Origin of the sequence: Fructobacillus papyrifericola (assembly GCF_018437235.1) — a bacterium.
Classification (GTDB): domain Bacteria; phylum Bacillota; class Bacilli; order Lactobacillales; family Lactobacillaceae; genus Fructobacillus; species Fructobacillus papyrifericola.
The window spans coordinates 244,719-260,266 of sequence record NZ_JAAMFJ010000002.1; the positions used below are offsets into that span (position 1 = coordinate 244,719).

General features: G+C 49.6%; 16 protein-coding genes. 1 reads left to right on the forward strand and 15 read right to left on the reverse strand.

All coding sequences use genetic code 11. From position 1 onward, the window contains the following. Positions 1–38: 38 nt before the first annotated feature. The 8 genes from G6R28_RS04800 to G6R28_RS04835 all read right to left on the reverse strand — a co-directional run bounded on the left by G6R28_RS04800 (position 39) and on the right by G6R28_RS04835 (position 9,633). Complete coding sequence (locus tag G6R28_RS04800; protein ID WP_213793102.1) at positions 39–1,199, reverse strand: LCP family protein; 1,161 nt, start codon at positions 1,197–1,199, stop codon at positions 39–41. Positions 1,200–1,391: 192 nt separating this feature from the next. Next, positions 1,392–2,120 (reverse strand): CAP domain-containing protein, encoded by a 729-nt coding sequence (locus G6R28_RS04805; protein ID WP_213793103.1) that lies wholly within the window; start codon positions 2,118–2,120, stop codon positions 1,392–1,394. Between the two features lie 152 nt (positions 2,121–2,272). Continuing rightward, the gene (locus tag G6R28_RS04810) at positions 2,273–3,241 is read right to left on the reverse strand and encodes a beta-ketoacyl-ACP synthase III (protein WP_213793104.1); all 969 of its coding nucleotides are present in this window, start codon (positions 3,239–3,241) and stop codon (positions 2,273–2,275) included. A 144-nt stretch (positions 3,242–3,385) separates the two neighbouring features. Continuing rightward, positions 3,386–6,064, reverse strand: coding sequence for a valine--tRNA ligase (locus tag G6R28_RS04815; RefSeq protein ID WP_213793105.1), 2,679 nt, complete (start codon positions 6,062–6,064; stop codon positions 3,386–3,388). 313 nt (positions 6,065–6,377) lie between these two features. Beyond that, complete coding sequence (locus G6R28_RS04820) at positions 6,378–7,184, reverse strand: hypothetical protein (protein WP_213793106.1); 807 nt, start codon at positions 7,182–7,184, stop codon at positions 6,378–6,380. Positions 7,185–7,312: 128 nt separating this feature from the next. Next, a complete protein-coding gene (locus G6R28_RS04825) occupies positions 7,313–7,795 on the reverse strand; it encodes a hypothetical protein (RefSeq protein WP_213793107.1) in 483 nt (160 codons plus the stop codon). A 35-nt stretch (positions 7,796–7,830) separates the two neighbouring features. Continuing rightward, positions 7,831–8,214, reverse strand: coding sequence for a hypothetical protein (locus tag G6R28_RS04830; protein WP_213793108.1), 384 nt, complete (start codon positions 8,212–8,214; stop codon positions 7,831–7,833). 150 nt (positions 8,215–8,364) lie between these two features. Next, positions 8,365–9,633 carry a NupC/NupG family nucleoside CNT transporter gene (locus G6R28_RS04835; protein ID WP_213793109.1) on the reverse strand — a complete coding sequence of 423 codons (1,269 nt, stop codon included), beginning with the start codon at positions 9,631–9,633 and terminating at the stop codon, positions 8,365–8,367. A 323-nt stretch (positions 9,634–9,956) separates the two neighbouring features. On the opposite strand from G6R28_RS04835, the gene pnuC reads away from it, so the two are divergent. Further along, a complete protein-coding gene (gene pnuC, locus G6R28_RS04840; RefSeq protein ID WP_213793110.1) occupies positions 9,957–10,685 on the forward strand; it encodes a nicotinamide riboside transporter PnuC in 729 nt (242 codons plus the stop codon). Between the two features lie 57 nt (positions 10,686–10,742). Here the strand turns inward: pnuC and G6R28_RS04845 are convergent, their stop codons facing one another. The 7 genes from G6R28_RS04845 to G6R28_RS04875 form a co-directional block, all read right to left on the reverse strand. Next, positions 10,743–11,396 (reverse strand): amino acid ABC transporter permease, encoded by a 654-nt coding sequence (locus G6R28_RS04845; RefSeq protein WP_213793111.1) that lies wholly within the window; start codon positions 11,394–11,396, stop codon positions 10,743–10,745. A gap of 11 nt (positions 11,397–11,407) precedes the next feature. Continuing rightward, positions 11,408–12,049, reverse strand: a complete 642-nt coding sequence (locus tag G6R28_RS04850) for an amino acid ABC transporter permease (protein WP_213793112.1) — start codon at positions 12,047–12,049, stop codon at positions 11,408–11,410. After that, positions 12,046–12,915 carry a transporter substrate-binding domain-containing protein gene (locus tag G6R28_RS04855; RefSeq protein ID WP_213793113.1) on the reverse strand — a complete coding sequence of 290 codons (870 nt, stop codon included), beginning with the start codon at positions 12,913–12,915 and terminating at the stop codon, positions 12,046–12,048. Before G6R28_RS04855 ends, G6R28_RS04850 begins: the two co-directional genes overlap by 4 nt. A 13-nt stretch (positions 12,916–12,928) precedes the next feature. Beyond that, on the reverse strand, positions 12,929–13,666 hold the full coding sequence (locus G6R28_RS04860) for an amino acid ABC transporter ATP-binding protein (protein WP_274381083.1): 738 nt from the start codon (positions 13,664–13,666) through the stop codon (positions 12,929–12,931). 178 nt (positions 13,667–13,844) lie between these two features. Further along, entirely contained in the window at positions 13,845–14,771 is a 927-nt protein-coding gene (locus G6R28_RS04865) for a lactate/malate family dehydrogenase (RefSeq protein WP_213793114.1), read from the reverse strand. A gap of 106 nt (positions 14,772–14,877) precedes the next feature. Next, positions 14,878–15,189 (reverse strand): CHY zinc finger protein, encoded by a 312-nt coding sequence (locus tag G6R28_RS04870; RefSeq protein WP_213793115.1) that lies wholly within the window; start codon positions 15,187–15,189, stop codon positions 14,878–14,880. A 1-nt stretch (position 15,190) separates the two neighbouring features. Further along, complete coding sequence (locus tag G6R28_RS04875) at positions 15,191–15,547, reverse strand: DUF1304 domain-containing protein (RefSeq protein ID WP_213793116.1); 357 nt, start codon at positions 15,545–15,547, stop codon at positions 15,191–15,193. Position 15,548: the final 1 nt, after the last annotated feature.

Below are 15,548 nucleotides of genomic sequence, written 5' to 3' on the forward strand. Positions count from 1 at the left end.
ATAAAAAAGCATTGAACCGCAGTCCAATGCTTTTTTCATTACTCTTCAAGGGTTTCGCCAATTTGCGATAAGTAAGTTCTGGCAATGCTGTATCCAGAACTTGGTACATCGCCACCAAACTGCGAACCAGTCTCCTTTTCGGCTAAGCCAAGCTGCGAACGAATCTTATCCGTAATGCGTTGCTTTTCTGAGGTCTTAACGGCCTGGTAAGAAACACCTGCAGACATGACGCCCGTTCCCTGCATGTGGTCAGAATCTTGATTCTTCGCTGCTGAACGGTACTTCTGAGCAATCTTGACGATGTTGTTGAATGAAAGATCAGTTTGCGCGTACTTCGACAAGGACTTGACGAAGGAAGCGTTCAGAAGCGTTTCGGCGTTGACAGACTTCTTAATCAGGGCCTGCATGACCAAACGCTGCCGCTGCTGACGACCGTAGTCACCCTGCGGATCATCATAACGCATCCGGGAGAAGGCCAAGGCGGCATCACCCGTCAACTTTGTCTTTGAAGTTGACCAAGTTGCACCATTATCATCCGAGTACTCCCACTTTGTCGATCCCTTGTGGAAACGATAAAGGTTTGGACCATAATCATGGGCCGTGTCTTGACTGTACTGGAAGTCCATTGGTGATTCAACGGAAACACCACCGACTTTGTTAACTAGGGTCGTCAATCCCTTCATGTTGACCAGAGCATAGGAATCAACCGGCACGTTCAAGTAGTTCTGAACGGCCTGCATCGTCGCCCCAACGCCACCAAAGGCGTAAGCGGCGTTCAGCTTCTGTGGGAAGGAATCCTCGTAACCAGGAATAGCGGTCACGATATCACGTGGAATGGAAACCATGGTGATCTTATCGGTCTTTGGGTTCACCGTCACAAGCATCATAGAATCGGTCAGTCCCGTTCGGTCACGATTCAATTCCCCAACGTCGGTACCCAACACCAAAATGGAGAAGGGCTTACCACGGGCAATCAGGTTGGATACGTTACGAGTCTTGTTGATCTTGGCCGACTTTTGAATGTCGTCAATCGATCCCTTGTACTGAGCGTAAAGGTACGTTCCCCATCCAGCAATCGCTAAAACGATTATGACAAAAATGGAGAGCAACCACTTGCGTAGACGACTCTTCTTCTTGTTTTTCTGTCGAACACCATCGTAGCGGGCCTTGCGCGAAAATTGATTTGGATCTTGTTGCATGTAACTGTGCTCCGTCTTCTAACGAATTTTTAGATTTTCTCTTAACTTTTTCCATTCTATCACAGAGCATGTTAAACATAAGTTAAAACGTTGATTTAATACCTATCTTAGGAAAAGCTTTACCTTTGAAAGCAAATGTAAAGAAAAAAAGACGACCAGCCAAAGCTAGTCGTCTCGGAAATTTTAATTAAATTAGCCAGCGATACCAACGATCGTGTCACCAACGATGGCGAAGCCAACGCGGGTGAATGAAGCGTTCATCAACCAGTTACGGTGTGCAGGTGCGGCAACCATACCAGTTTCGTTGTACCAAGCGTCAACAACAGCTGATGGTGACCAGTCGATGGCAACAACTTCAGGTCCGGCAACTTGTTGGAAGTGACCAGTTGGCAATCCACCGTTTGCTTCGGCGTTAGCGGCACGTGAAGCGGCAGTTGCTGCCAATGAAGCGTCGTATGATACAGGTGCCAAACCGGCAGCGGCACGCTTAGCGTTCATGGCGTTGATGATCGTTTGAACAGAACCGTTTGCACCAGCTGAGTACGTTGAGTAGTCAACAGATGACGTTGTAGCAGCTTGTGCTTGCGTGTTCGTGTTCGTCGTAGCAGCAGTGTTAGCATCATCAGTTGAAGCCGTTGCCGTTACGTTTTCATCAGTTGAAGCTTGTACATCAGAAGATGCACTTGCACCAGCGATTCCATCAGTTGAAATCGTGTTACCAGCGATAATCAAGTCAGCGTTGGCAATGTTGTTCTTAGCAACCAATTCTTCAACCGTTACGTTGTTGTCAGCTGCGATTTGTGAAAGCGTGTCGCCTTCTTGAATCGTGATTTCGTTGGCAGATGCATGAGCACCGGCTGCAGCAAAGGCAGTAGCAGAAGCTAATGCGGCCAAGATCGTCTTAGTTACGTTATTCTTCATGAGAGACTCTCCATATGTTTTACTTATTTTTGGATATTTCACGACATCCATAGGATGCGCTCAATCTATATGCCTATTTTAGACGTCCTGCATTACTGCAGAATATCCCATAGGTTACGTTTATATTACAATAAATCAACTGTTTTTGCAAATTAACGACCAAGCAACAGTGAACCGTAGGTGAAACCGGCACCAAAGCCTGTTAACAGCACCTTCTTTCCGGTCAGATCAAGGGAAGTATTCAACTGATCATAGGCCATGGCGATTCCTGCCGATGAGGCGTTTCCATAGACCTCAACATTGGTCACGAACTTATCCATGGACTGTCCCAGGGTGTCCGCCACACTTTCAATCATCCGCAAGTTGGCCTGGTGCAAGACAAAGTAGTCGATATCATCTACGGTCAGGCCTTCCTTTTTTAAGAAAGACTGAATGTGGGCCGGAATTTTAGTCGTCACTTCGTTATAGACCGAACGACCTTCTTGGGCAAAAGCATCAATCTTTGGATAGTTATCCGCAGCTAGCTTTGCCAGTGGCGAAATTCGACCGGAGTGGACGACTTTTTCATCACCGACCGTATGCATCTCTTCTGCAAGCAGCTCAGGATCTTTGCTTGGAGCAAGCACGACTGCGCCAGCCCCGTCGCCAAAGAAGACCGTCGATGTTCGATCGGAAAAGTCCATCATCTTCGAATTGACTTCAGCCGAAATTACCAAGCCGTACTTGTAGGCACCGGTCTTGATGAACTTGTCTGCCGTGGCCAGGCCAAAAACAAAGCCGGCACAGGCCGTTGACAAGTCAAAGGCCCAGGCTTGATCAGCCCCCAAGTTGCGCTGCACTATGGCAGCCGTTGAAGGCGCCAAACCGTCCGGCGTAAAAGTCGTCACAATGATAAAGCCGACTTCTTCCACTGCAATGCCTGCCCGGTCGATTGCCTGCTTAGCCGCCTCGGTCGCCAAGTCGGACGTGTTTTCCCCACGCAAAGACACACGGCGGGACTTGATGCCCGTGTGGGCAACAATCCACTCATCTGAAGTGTCCACGACTTTGGCAAGGTCGTCATTGGTTACGATGTCTTTGGGCACGTAATGGCCCGTGGCCAGTATCTTACTTCCAGTCATAATCATCCCTGTTTTTTATTTGAGCAAAAAAACGTCGAGAGACAATCTTTTCCTGCTCAAGATAAACCTAACAAATCTATACTAAATTAACATAAAAACCCCAGCAGTTGCTGGGATTTTTTATTTCTTCAATTATCAGTCGCTTTAAGCCCTTTTCAAATCAGCCAAACGCTTCTTTGTTGACTCGGCCTTTTCCTGCCAGTCGGCCAACTTTCCCTTTTCCTTGGCCACAACGGCTTCAGGAGCAGAAGAAACGAACTTTTCATTTGAAAGCTTGCCTTGACCACGCTTGACTTCCTTTTCAAACTTGGCTAATTCGCCTTCCAAACGTTCGATTTCAGCAGCGATGTCAATTAGTCCGGCAAGTGGCACGTAGACTTCAGCACCCGTAATGACCTGCGACATGGCCAAGTCAGGAACCTCAACGTCCTCTGCAATCGTCAGCGACTTTGGCTTGACGAAGCGTTGAATGTAGTCGGCGTTATCATTGAAGATAGCGACCAAGTTCGCATCCTTAACCTTAATCATGACATCGATTTCCTTGGACATTGGTGCCTTGGCTTCGGCGCGAATCGTTCGAACGGCCACAATCAAATCCTGCAAGGACTTGAAGGATGCAGCAGCCTCTTCGTTTTCCAGTTCCTTCTTATAAACTGGGTAGGCTTGAATGCCGAGGTGGGCATCCTTACCGGCCTGTTGCGGCATTTCCTGCCAGATGGCTTCGGCCATGAATGGCATGATTGGTTGGAGGAGACGCAGGGTCTGGTCCAAAACATAAGCCAAGGTCTCTTGGACGGCCGTCTTGTCGCCATCCCCGTTCAAGGACTCCTTGGTCATTTCGATGTACCAGTCGGCAAAGTCGGACCAGATGAAGTTGTACAGGTCACGACCAGCTTCCCCGAATTCAAACTTGTCGAAGTTGTCCGTAACTTCCTTGACCGTCTTGTTCAAACGATCCAGGATCCACTTGTCAGCCAAAGAAAGCTTAGCTTTATCCGGAATGCGGGCGACGGTGTCTTCTTCCAAGTTCATGATAACGTAACGGGAAGCGTTCCAAATCTTGTTGATGAAGTTCCAGGCCGCATCCATCTTTTCATAAGTAAAGCGGACGTCTTGACCAGGCGTTGAACCGGTTGCCAGGAACCAGCGCAAGGCATCGGCACCGTACTTTTCGATGACGTCCATTGGGTCAACACCATTTCCAAGGGACTTGGACATCTTGCAGCCCTCCCCATCACGAATCAACCCGTGAATCAAGACGTTCTTAAATGGTCGTTCGCCAGTGAATTCCTTTCCCTGGAACATCATCCGGGCAACCCAGAAGAAGATGATGTCATAACCGGTAACCAAAGTGTTGGTTGGATAGTAGCGGGCAAAGTCCTCGTCCAAGTTGTTTGGCCAACCCATCGTTGAAAATGGCCAGAGGGCAGAGGAGAACCAAGTGTCCAAAACATCTTCATCACGAACCCAGTCTTCACCAGGGGCTTCTTCACCGACGTAAATTTCTTCTTGGTCCGTGCCCTTGTTCTTGTACCAGGCAGGGATTTGGTGGCCCCACCAGAGCTGACGGGAAATGACCCAGTCACGGATGTTTTCCATCCAACGGGTGAAGGTGTCTTCAAAACGACCTGGCACGAAGTTGACTTTTTCATCTTCGTTTTGCTGCATGGCCAAGATTTGCTTAGCCAATGGCTCCATCTTAACGAACCACTGCGTTGATAGGCGGGATTCGATAGCCACACCCGTTCGTTCGGAGTGGCCAACGGAGTGCACGTAAGGGACAACCTTCAGCATTTCGCCAGCGGCTTCGATGTCTGCAACCATGGCCTTGCGGGCTTCGAAACGGTCCAAGCCTTCGTACTTGCCCGCATTTTCGTTCATGTGGGCGTCTTCGGTCATCGTGTTGATGCGTTCCAAGTTGTGACGGTTACCGACTTGGAAATCGTTTGAATCGTGGGCTGGCGTAATCTTCACCATTCCCGTACCAAAGTCCTTTTCAACGTATTCGTCAGCGATGATTGGAATTTCGCGACCAACAAGTGGTACCTTAACCGTCTTTCCGATGATGTCCTTGTAGCGTTCGTCCGTTGGGTTCACGGCAACGGCCACGTCACCAAAGATCGTTTCGGGACGGGTCGTGGCGATTTCGATGTAGTCCTTACCATCCAAAGTCGTGCCATCCGTGAATGGGTACTTGACGTGGTAGAAGGCCCCTTCGTCGTCTTGATAAATCACTTCGATATCGGACAAAGCCGTACGCGCTTGTGGATCCCAGTTGATGATGTATTCACCGCGGTAGATCAAGCCCTTGTTGTAGAGGTCGATGAAGACTTTGTTGACGGCTTCGTTCAAGCCCTTATCAAGGGTGAAACGTTCGCGGGAATAGTCCAGGGCCAAGCCCATCTTTCCCCACTGCTTCTTAATGGTTGAGGCATACTCGTTCTTCCAGTCCCAGACCTGCTCAACAAACTTTTCACGGCCCAAGTCGTAGCGGGAAATGCCCTCGGCACGCAGGCGCTGTTCAACCTTTGCCTGCGTGGCAATACCGGCGTGGTCCATTCCTGGCAACCAGAGCGTGTCAAAGCCCTGCATCCGCTTTTGACGGATCAGCATATCTTGCAAAGTCGTGTCCCAGGCGTGGCCCAAGTGCAACTTTCCCGTCACGTTTGGTGGTGGAATCACGACGGAATAAGGTTCCGGTTCGTTTCCCTGAATGGCCTTATTGGCTTCGGGGGCAAAGAGCTTGTTGTCCAACCAGTCTTGGTAACGACCAGCTTCGACCGCTGTTGGGTCGTACTTTGTTGACATGTTAACTTCGCGCATGCGCTTCTCCTTTATGCTTCACGGCGGTTTTTAACTAAAAAAAGCGCCCTAATCTATCGATTAGGACGCTTGCACGTGGTACCACCTAAATTGCGTCTTAAGACAAGGGTCTTAAAACACCACTTCATTTAAATTAGTTGTTTAAGCCCAGCAACCTTCCGCATTAACTCTCCCGCTTTCCAGCATCCAACGGGTCTCTTTTTAAAAGCGCCTGCGTACTCCTCTAGGTATCCTTAAGTTTACAAAGCTTCACCCGCTTAGTCAAGCCCCATTTAAAAGCAGCAAAAAACCGGTCGTCAGGACCGGTTTTACTTTACTGTTCAGTTCCATCGTCGGTTGGTTGCTGCTCGCTGCTTTCTTCAGCTGCTTGCTGCTCCTTGATGGCCTTTTCGCGTTCTTCGCCTTCCTTGACTTCCCGCTTGTATTCATCGCGGTAAAGGTCGACGGTCGACTTTGGCACACCGATTTGGTCCGTGTTAACCTTCAAGACCGGCAACTTGTCGGGATTATCGACCAATGCGTCGTAAACACCGTAGGCGTTACCGGCAATCGTCTGGCCCGGCTTTAGCTTCCAGCAGAGATACTTATAGTTAGCCCCAACGCCCAAAGTAACGCCGGACTTTTTCCTCAATTGATCACTGATCAGGTTCTTGTCCTTCAAGTTGCCCTTGTCGTTTGCAAAGAGGCTGATGCTTGACGTCCAGTACTTGGCCGTGATGTTATCCGTCGCCAGTCCCGTTAAATTCCAGTTTTCCGAATCGGCAAAGCCGGCGTCAAAGGCCCCGTGGGGAGCAGCCGCGACAATGTAGAGGTTTTTGTTGGTCGTGTTTTGCATCTTCAACTTAAACTTGGCCACGCTGCGGGAACTATAGGCCTTGTAATCCGTCTTGGAAATCGACTCAACTTGAATCTTCAAACCATTGACTGTTTTCGTTTCGCCACTCTTAATGTTTAACAGTGGTTCAACAGCCTTGCGATTCTTAATCGATTCAGCCTTGGCCGCGGCAGCCGCCTTTTTATGTTCACTTTGCACGTGCTTAACAACTACTGTCGTTGTGGCAGATGCTGCAACCAACACAATGGCAATCAGCCAAATCAACATTTTACGCGTTATTTTCATCCTGCTTATCCTATCCCTGTTTCCGATAGAATTTAGTATACGCTCTGGTGTTATTTTGTATATAAAAAAACAGCCAATTTAGGCTGTTCTTAAACATTTTTACCAGATTTAATTCTTTATTAAAAGAATTACTGGTGTTGTTGGTTGTTGTTATTATTTTGTGCAGCGTCAGCAGAGGACTTGGCTGCGGCTTCAGAGCTTGCCTTGGCAGCAGAATCAGCTGCTGCTTGCTTAGCAGCTGATTCGGATGAATACGCAGCCGCGTTCTTCGACGATTCGGCAGCTGCAGCCGATGCATCAGCAGCGGCCTTGGCGTTTTGTGAAGCCTTGGCTGCGGCTTCAGAACTTGCCTTGGCAGCAGCATCGTCATTGTCGGTATCGGTCGTATCGTCATCATCAGAAGATGACGTTGACGTGCTTGAGTGGTGCTTGGTTGATGAGTATGAGATGTCTGGTGTTGGTGAATCATCGTCTGACTTGGATGAGGCAGCGCCAACCATGTAAAGGGCAATGCCGCCGACTACCAAGACGATTAACAACCAGAACCACCACTTCTTATAGAAAGACAAGCCACGCTTGTCGGTTTGGCGGCGCTTTGAACGTGATAACATAATGAATTCCTCTCAGTTTAACAATTTAATGTACTTTAGCGACCCAGGCGATTTAACAAATCGCGAATTTCGTGCCGGTAGTAAACGACAAAGCCGGCAACGACGATTGGCCAAAGGCTCTTCGTTAAGACAGTCATTAACAGCTCACCCAAATAGGTAAAGAAGGCATCGAACAAAGTCCCGAAGAGCAGACGAATCAAAACTAACAAGACAACCGTGACGACCACAACCACCACCGGATTGGACCATTCGGACTGGGCCTTCACTTGGTCAACGGCTGCCTTAGCAGAATCAACGGCTGATTGCGCACCCTTTTGAGCCGCTTCTTTGGCCTGTTCGAACTGATTGGACTGCTCTTCGCTTTCCCTTGCTTGTTCTTCTTGATCCTTGTTTACTGACTCGTTTTTCTCTTCTGCCATTTGCCAAGTCCTTTCCAAAAAAACAAAAGTTTCAACTATCATTTTAGCAGGATTCACGGAAAAGAGCCAATCAATCAAAAAAGCCAGCGAGGGGGTCGCTGACTTTTTAAAACGCAAAAAACAGCCCGCAGGCCGCCCTTTGATTCACTTTTACCAAACGAAGAGTCCGACCATGGCCGCTGAGAAGAGCGAAACCAAGATTCCGGACAAGAGCAGGTAGCCAACGTTTTTGGCAATGACCTTGCTCTTATCGTCTGAAACCATTCCCTTGAAGCAACCAACGATCATACCAATCGTTGAGAAGTTGGCAAAGGATGTCAAGAAGACCGTCAAAACCGCAGCATAGTGGTCTGGGAAGTGACTAATCTTGTTAGTTACAGAACCCATAACAACGAATTCGTTGGTAATCAGCTTCGTTCCCATAAGTTGGGCTAGATCAAAGGCGTGAGATCCAACACCAAGTAACCAAGCGAATGGGTACATGATAATACCCAAGATGTGCTCGAGGGACAACCATGGGTTGACCATGCCAAGCAACTTGTCGACCATCGCTGCCAACGCAACGAAGGCGATCACGTTAGCCGCAATAATCAAAATCAACTTTCCAGCACCAAGGATGGAGTCACCAAGGAAGGAGAAGAATGGTTCGCGGGCCGTCTGTGCAGCTTCCTTTGTTTCAGAAGCGGCCAACTTTTCGGAACCAGAAGCGATGTCTTCGGCCGCTGCTGGCGCAGGTCCGATTTTCGCAATCGTATCCTCTTCCGGCGTTACTTCAACCGGGTTCAAGATGGCCGTGACAATCAAAGCGTTGATCACGTTGATTGGCACAGCCGTCAAAATGTAGCGACCCGGCATCATCAATGTATAAGAACCAATCACCGAAGCCGTGACACAAGACATGGACATCATGGCCAAAGTCAGCATCCGGTCGGCCTTCATCTTCTTCAACTGCAAAGCCGAAACCGCCAAGGCTTCCGTGTTTCCCAAAAACATCATTTCAATGGAGAAAAACGATTCAAACTTTGGTTGTCCGAAGAGCTTTGAAAGTCCCTTTCCAAGCCACTTGATAACGAATGGCAAAACACCAAAGTAAGTCAAGATATCAAAGAGTGGCACCACCAACAAGATCGGCAGCAAAACGGACGTGAAGAACGTTGGTTGCAACTTTGCACCCGTCAATGGCTTCAATGCAAAGTCAATCCCCGCACTGGCCACTGAAATCAATTCGTTGAAACCGCTGGCCGCGCCGTCAACAATGTCACGTCCAATTGAAAAGGACGTCAAGAACCAGGCCAAGGCCAAGTTGACCACGATCATCGTGGCAATCGAACGCCAGTTAATCTTGGCGCGGTTCTTTGAGAAAAGAACGGCTAAACTGATAAAGATTAGCAGCCCAATCGCGTTAACCAATAAATACATGTCGTATCCCCCTGTATAATTCCGACAGTTTGCATAAACATCTTAATTATACCCGCTGAAAATAAAAAGAATAGCTTTCCGTCACCTTTCCTAACGAATTTATCCGAATGTTTGATTAAAATATCTTAAATTGTTCGGTTTTATAGGGCAATCCCGCCACTTCGATCTCCAAAGTCCACCTCCAAGGCATCTTTTGCTCCCGCCTGGCTTTCTTGTCTTTTCTCCTGTGCTATAATCGACACGTTTACCAATCCCGGTGAACGCTAAACACACGGTGCGTTGCTTCCGATGACGGCACCTAAAAAACAATAGGAGGATTCGTAATGAATCAAAAATCAAACACACTGGCCCTGACTTTTTCGCCCAAAGCGATCTGGTCGGACCTCGTCACACTGAACAGGGCAACCAAGGCGATGCTTGCCGTGATGGTCTTCGCCCAGCTGTTGACCTTCCTGCTCTCGTCCGACCGTTCCGGTCTGGCCTGGCTGACCCTTTCGACCGGCCTAGCAGCCGTCATTAACTTAGCCCTAGTCGACCAGGGCAAGCAGTCCAACTTCTTCTGGGGCCTGATGTGTACGGCCGCCTGGATGATGGTCGCCCTGCACTCGCGGACTTTCGGTGACGTTTTTTCTCAGGGATTTGCCTTCCTGATGCAGTTCTCCGGCATCTACTTCTGGGCCCGGGCAAGAAATAGCGAAAAGGGTGAGCTGGTCTTCAAGAAAATGTCGAAAACCCTGGCTTGGTCGGTGTTTACTTTGACCATTGTGACCTACATCGTGGTCTTAGCCATCTCAAAGCACCTGAATGGCCTCCAGGTCTACTTAGATTCCGCTGTACTTCCCCTAAACATCATCGGTCAGCTACTCATGACCTATGGTTACCGCTCCCAGTGGTTCGCCTGGATCACCGTTGACATCGTTCAGGTCATCGTCTGGGCCCAAAACATTTTCGTTTTGGACGGAAGCTATGCCATTTCCATGCTGGTGCTTCAAATTGTCATGCTGGTTAACGCCCTCTACGGCGCCTGGTATTGGTATAAAAAAGAAAATTAAGCCATTTTAAAAGTCCCGTTCTCGGATACCGAGAACGGGACTTTTTCATTTATTTCCTTAGGCCAAACGGCGGTCTAAGTGCTTGGCCAAAAGTGACAAGAGGTAGTTCACCACAAAGTAACAGAAGGTCATGAAGACCAGTACCGGCACAATGTAGTGGCTGTTTTGCGCGTAGACGACCTGACCGCGGAAGGTCAAGTCAGCTAAGACAATTCCAGAGGCCAAAGACGTATCTTTGACCAGTGAAATCAACTGGGAAATCAACGGTGGAATCATCTTCTTATAGGCCTGTGGCAGCACAATGTGTACCAGGGTTTGCCGGTTTGAAAGTCCCGTCGAACGAGCCCCCTCAAACTGGCCCTTGTCAACGGAATCCAAGCCACCACGAATGATTTCAGACAGCATGGCCGCTTCAAAGAAGGACATGGCCACCACCGTCGACCAGAAGACGGGCAAGCGAATGCCAATTTGTGGCAGGGCAAAGTAGGTAAAGAAAATGATGAGCAGCAGGGGCAGGTTGCGAACAATGTTGTTCAGGGTGCCAACTAACGATGAAAAGTAAGGAATCTTTTCAAACATCACGATCCCAACAATCGAACCTAAAAGAAAGGAAATGATAATTGAGAGGACCGAAACGGCCACCGTAATCCCCAATCCCTGTAGCAGGTAGCCCAGGTTTTCGGGTGTTAACGCATTGATAAAGTCAGTCATGTTTCACCCTCCTAGCGGCTTTCCTGTAGACGTTCTTCTAAGTACTGCATGCCGTAGCTCAGTGGCAGGGTCAAGAGCAGGTAGAAGAGGCCGACGATAATGTAGGATGTAAAGGTATCAAAGGAACTGGCGGCGACCAGGTTTCCTTGGTACATCAAATCCAAGCCACCAACGAAGGCAAGAATCGATGAATTCTTCACCAGGTTGATGAACTGGTTGCCCAAGGATGGGATAGCGACTTTGAAAGCCTGGGGCAAAACGATGCGACTCATCGCTTGCCCGTAGGATAGGCCGTTGGCCAAGGCCCCTTCCATCTGACCCTTGTCGATAGCTAGAATTCCAGCTCGGACGGATTCGGCAATGAAAGCCGAAGTGTAGAGCGAAAGGGCCACCGTTCCAGCCACAAAGCCAGTCATCTTAATCACCTTGGCAACAGCCAGGTAGAAAAAGAGGGTGATGATCAAAAGCGGCACGTTCCGGAAAAACTGCACGTAGGCGTTTCCAAGAGCTGCCCAGGCCCGCTTCTTTGACAGCTGCAAAAGCGCAAAGAAGGTGCCCAAAACAAGGGAGGCCACCAGGGCAATCAGAGAGGCCGCAATCGTGTAGCCAAAGCCAGAGATGAATAGTGAACGGTAATGGTCAAAAATCATCATGCTTGCACCTCCAATTCACTGAGGTTCAAGCCAGGCACTTGGCCGAACCACTTTTCAATCAAGGCGTTGTAAGTGCCGTTCTTCTTCAGCACGTCCAAGGCCTGGTTGGCTTGCCTGACCATCCCCGGTTGGTTGTGATCAAAGGCGATGCCATAGGGAGCGTAGCCCATGATGCCACCGACCACGTGGTAGTCGGGATTTTCTGAAACCAAACCATACAAAATGGCGTTATCGGTGACAATCGCCTGCCCCTGACCAGCCTTCAAGGCCTGCATGGCCGAGGCGTAGTCCTGCAAGGCGAGGACTTTGGCCTTTGGCGCTTCTTTTTTGACCGTGTCAGCGGCCGTCGTTCCCAAGGCGATCAAGATCGTCTTGGATGGGCCGTTTAGGTCCTGAATCGACTGGATGCCGGAATCCTTTTTGACCAAAAGCGAATTTCCAGCTGGGAAATAAGGCTTTGAGAAGTCCACAACTTTGGCCCGTTCCTTGGTGATGGTCATCACGGCCAGCACCCCGTCGATATTGGTGTTCTTCAGCAGCTGCACCTTCGAAGAGGCGTTCACCGGTGTAAAAGTCGGCGTCAACTGTTCTCCAACTTGCTTTCCTATTTGCTTGGTCAAGGCCTTGGCCAAGTCGACGTCAAAGCCTTCGGACTGACCGGACTTGGTGTTCACCAAGCCAAAGAGCTTGGTGTCGGTCTTGACACCCCAATTGATGGTCTTGGTCTTTTTCACCCGGGCGAGTGTGTCCTGGTGCATGCGGTTTTCATGGGCTCGGTTGGCGGCCCAGAAGCCAAAGAGAACCAGGAGCAACACCAAGATAAGGGAGGCGCTGATACCAAAAAGACGTTTCTTATTCTTTTCCATCTTGCCCCCTTTCTTAGTGGTTGGCCACTTGACTCAAAAACTTCTTCGCACGGTCGTTACTTGGTTCCTTAAAGAATTGCTCCGTTGAGGAATCCTCTAGGATCTGCCCGTCAGCCATGAAAATGACGCGGTCGGCCACCGCCTTGGCAAAGCCCATTTCGTGGGTCACAACCAGCATGGTCATGTCGGAATCTTCGGCAATTTCGCGCATGACTTTTAAGACATCGCCAATCATTTCCGGGTCCAAGGCCGAGGTTGGTTCGTCAAAGAGCAGGCACTTTGGCTTCATGGCCAAGGAACGGGCGATGGCCACACGCTGCTTCTGCCCACCGGAAAGTGCAGAGGGCATATTGTTGGCCTTATCGGCCAAGCCAACCCGTTCCAAGAGGGCCATGGCCAGCTTTTTGTTTTCTTCTTCGTCGCGCTTGAGCACCAAGCGGGGCGCTAGCATAATGTTTTCCAAGACCGTCTTATTGTTATAGAGGTTAAAGTGCTGGAAGACCATCCCCACGTTCTTGCGAATCTTATTCATATCCGTTTTCGGATCGTGCAAGTCAAAGCCGTCGACCAGCAACTGCCCCTCCTGGATTTCTTCCAGACCGTTGACCGTTCGAATCAAGGTCGACTTTCCAGAACCCGATGGGCCAATCAAAACGACGGTTTCACCGGCATCAATCTTCAAGTTAATATCCTTCAACGCGTGAAAGTCACCATAGTACTTTTCCACGTCTTTAAATTCGATCATCGACATCGCGCTTCCCCCTGTGTCTTTGTCTGCCTAAAAGAGACATTTTTTCCATTATAGTCCCTGGGTAGAGAAAGCCCCCTTCTTTTGTGAACTTTCATTACATGGCTCGTTTTCAGAAATAAAAAAGCAAGGCACCATTTTCGGCTCCCTGCTTGTTTTCAACATGGACTATTCACGCTCTTTACTTCCCAACCACTTCCTCAAACTTCGTCGCGATGGACTTGGCGGAAGCCGCCAGTTTTTCTTCCTCGGCTTCTGTCAAAGTCAACGCCGCCTCAGCGATCACCCCCGCCCGACCAACAATGGCTGGCGTGGACAAGTACGTACCAAAGCGCTCCTGGTAGTGAGAAACCGGGAGTTCTTCGTGGGCGTCTGAGACAACGACTTTGGCCAAGCGGACGGCCGCAGAGGCAATCCCGTAAGACGTGAAGCCCTTGCCCATGAAGACTGTGTAGCCCCCGACAATCGAATCCTTTTCGATTTCAGAAAGGTCGATGCCTTTTGCTTTGGCCAAAGCATCAGCGGACTGCCCGGCAACTTGGACCGTGGACCAAGCGGTGAACTGCGTGTTGCCGTGCTCACCCAGGTTATAGCCCGATACGGACTTGGGCGATACGTTAAAGGCCGCCCCGGTGGCCCGGCGCATCCGCGCGGTATCAAGCAGCGTGCCCGTTGCAATCACCTTCTCCTTGGGGTAACCCGTTTCTTCTTGGTAGAGGGCGGCGATGGCATCACAAGGGTTGGTAATGACGATCAGCACACCGGAAAAGTCGGTCTGCTTCAACTTAGAAGCAACGTCCTTCACCTGTTCCACGTTGTAGGGCAGTTCAATGAAGCGGTCCTTTGATGGGTTGTTATGCTGCAAGAGAATGTTGCCGACGGCCGAAATCACCACGTCAGCATCCGCCAAGGCCTGGTAATCGTTTTCGATAATCTTGTAGGCAGCGTCTTGATTGGCCGCGGCGTCCTGCAAATCCAAGACTTCGGCCCGGACTTTTTCAGCCTTTTTGTCAATTAAAACGTATTCGTCAAAGTCGCCTTCCTGCACCATGGCGTGGGCAACGGCGGAACCAACGTGACCCATCCCAATAATTCCAACTTTTCGCATAACAATCCCCGCTTTCTTTTCCTCAAGGATAGGCGTCCCGACTAGTAAAGTCAACTCATTTATTAAAATTTCCTCATTTAAAACAAAAAAGTCGAGCAGTGCTCGACTAATCGTGAAAGTAACGGTCCTGATGGAGAACACAGTTTGGATTAAAGGCCGCCCCACAGAATGGGCAGGCATCGTTTTTATATTCCGCGTAGGTTAATGTTTTGTGGCAGGCCCCGCAAAGAACGGGGCGCCCAACCTTCTTGGATACGGGCTGGAAGGCATGGTGCCGCATGACGTCGTGGCAGCGATAGCAGGCAAAGTACTGCTGGCATTCGCCACATAGCAAAGCGACCACGTCAACTGCGGAATGGTAGTGCCGGCAAGTGCCGGTTGGCCCAATGTCTTGGCCAAAAATTTCAAGCCCCGCCATCTTAGAAAAAGACCAGGACCAACAAGGTCAGCAAGGCCAAGCCCGCCTGCTTGAAAAAGAGGGCGACTTTCTTAGCCGAAACAGCCCCATACAAGGCAACCAGCAGAATGTAGACCAGAATCGGCAGGAGCCAATCGGCTTTGAAAAAGGCTGCAATTAGGACACCGAGACCAATCAGCCCGTTGTAAATCCCCTGGTTTTGAAAGAGCAACTGCACTTTTTCGTTGGCCAGTTCCTCTCCCGACATGTCAAAGGTTCGGCCGGTTGCCTTGGAGGTCGTTTGAAAAGTCTCCAAGTACATAATGTAGAAAAACTCCAAGGCCACGAGCGTCGCCAAGATTTGTGTTAGTAAGGGCATG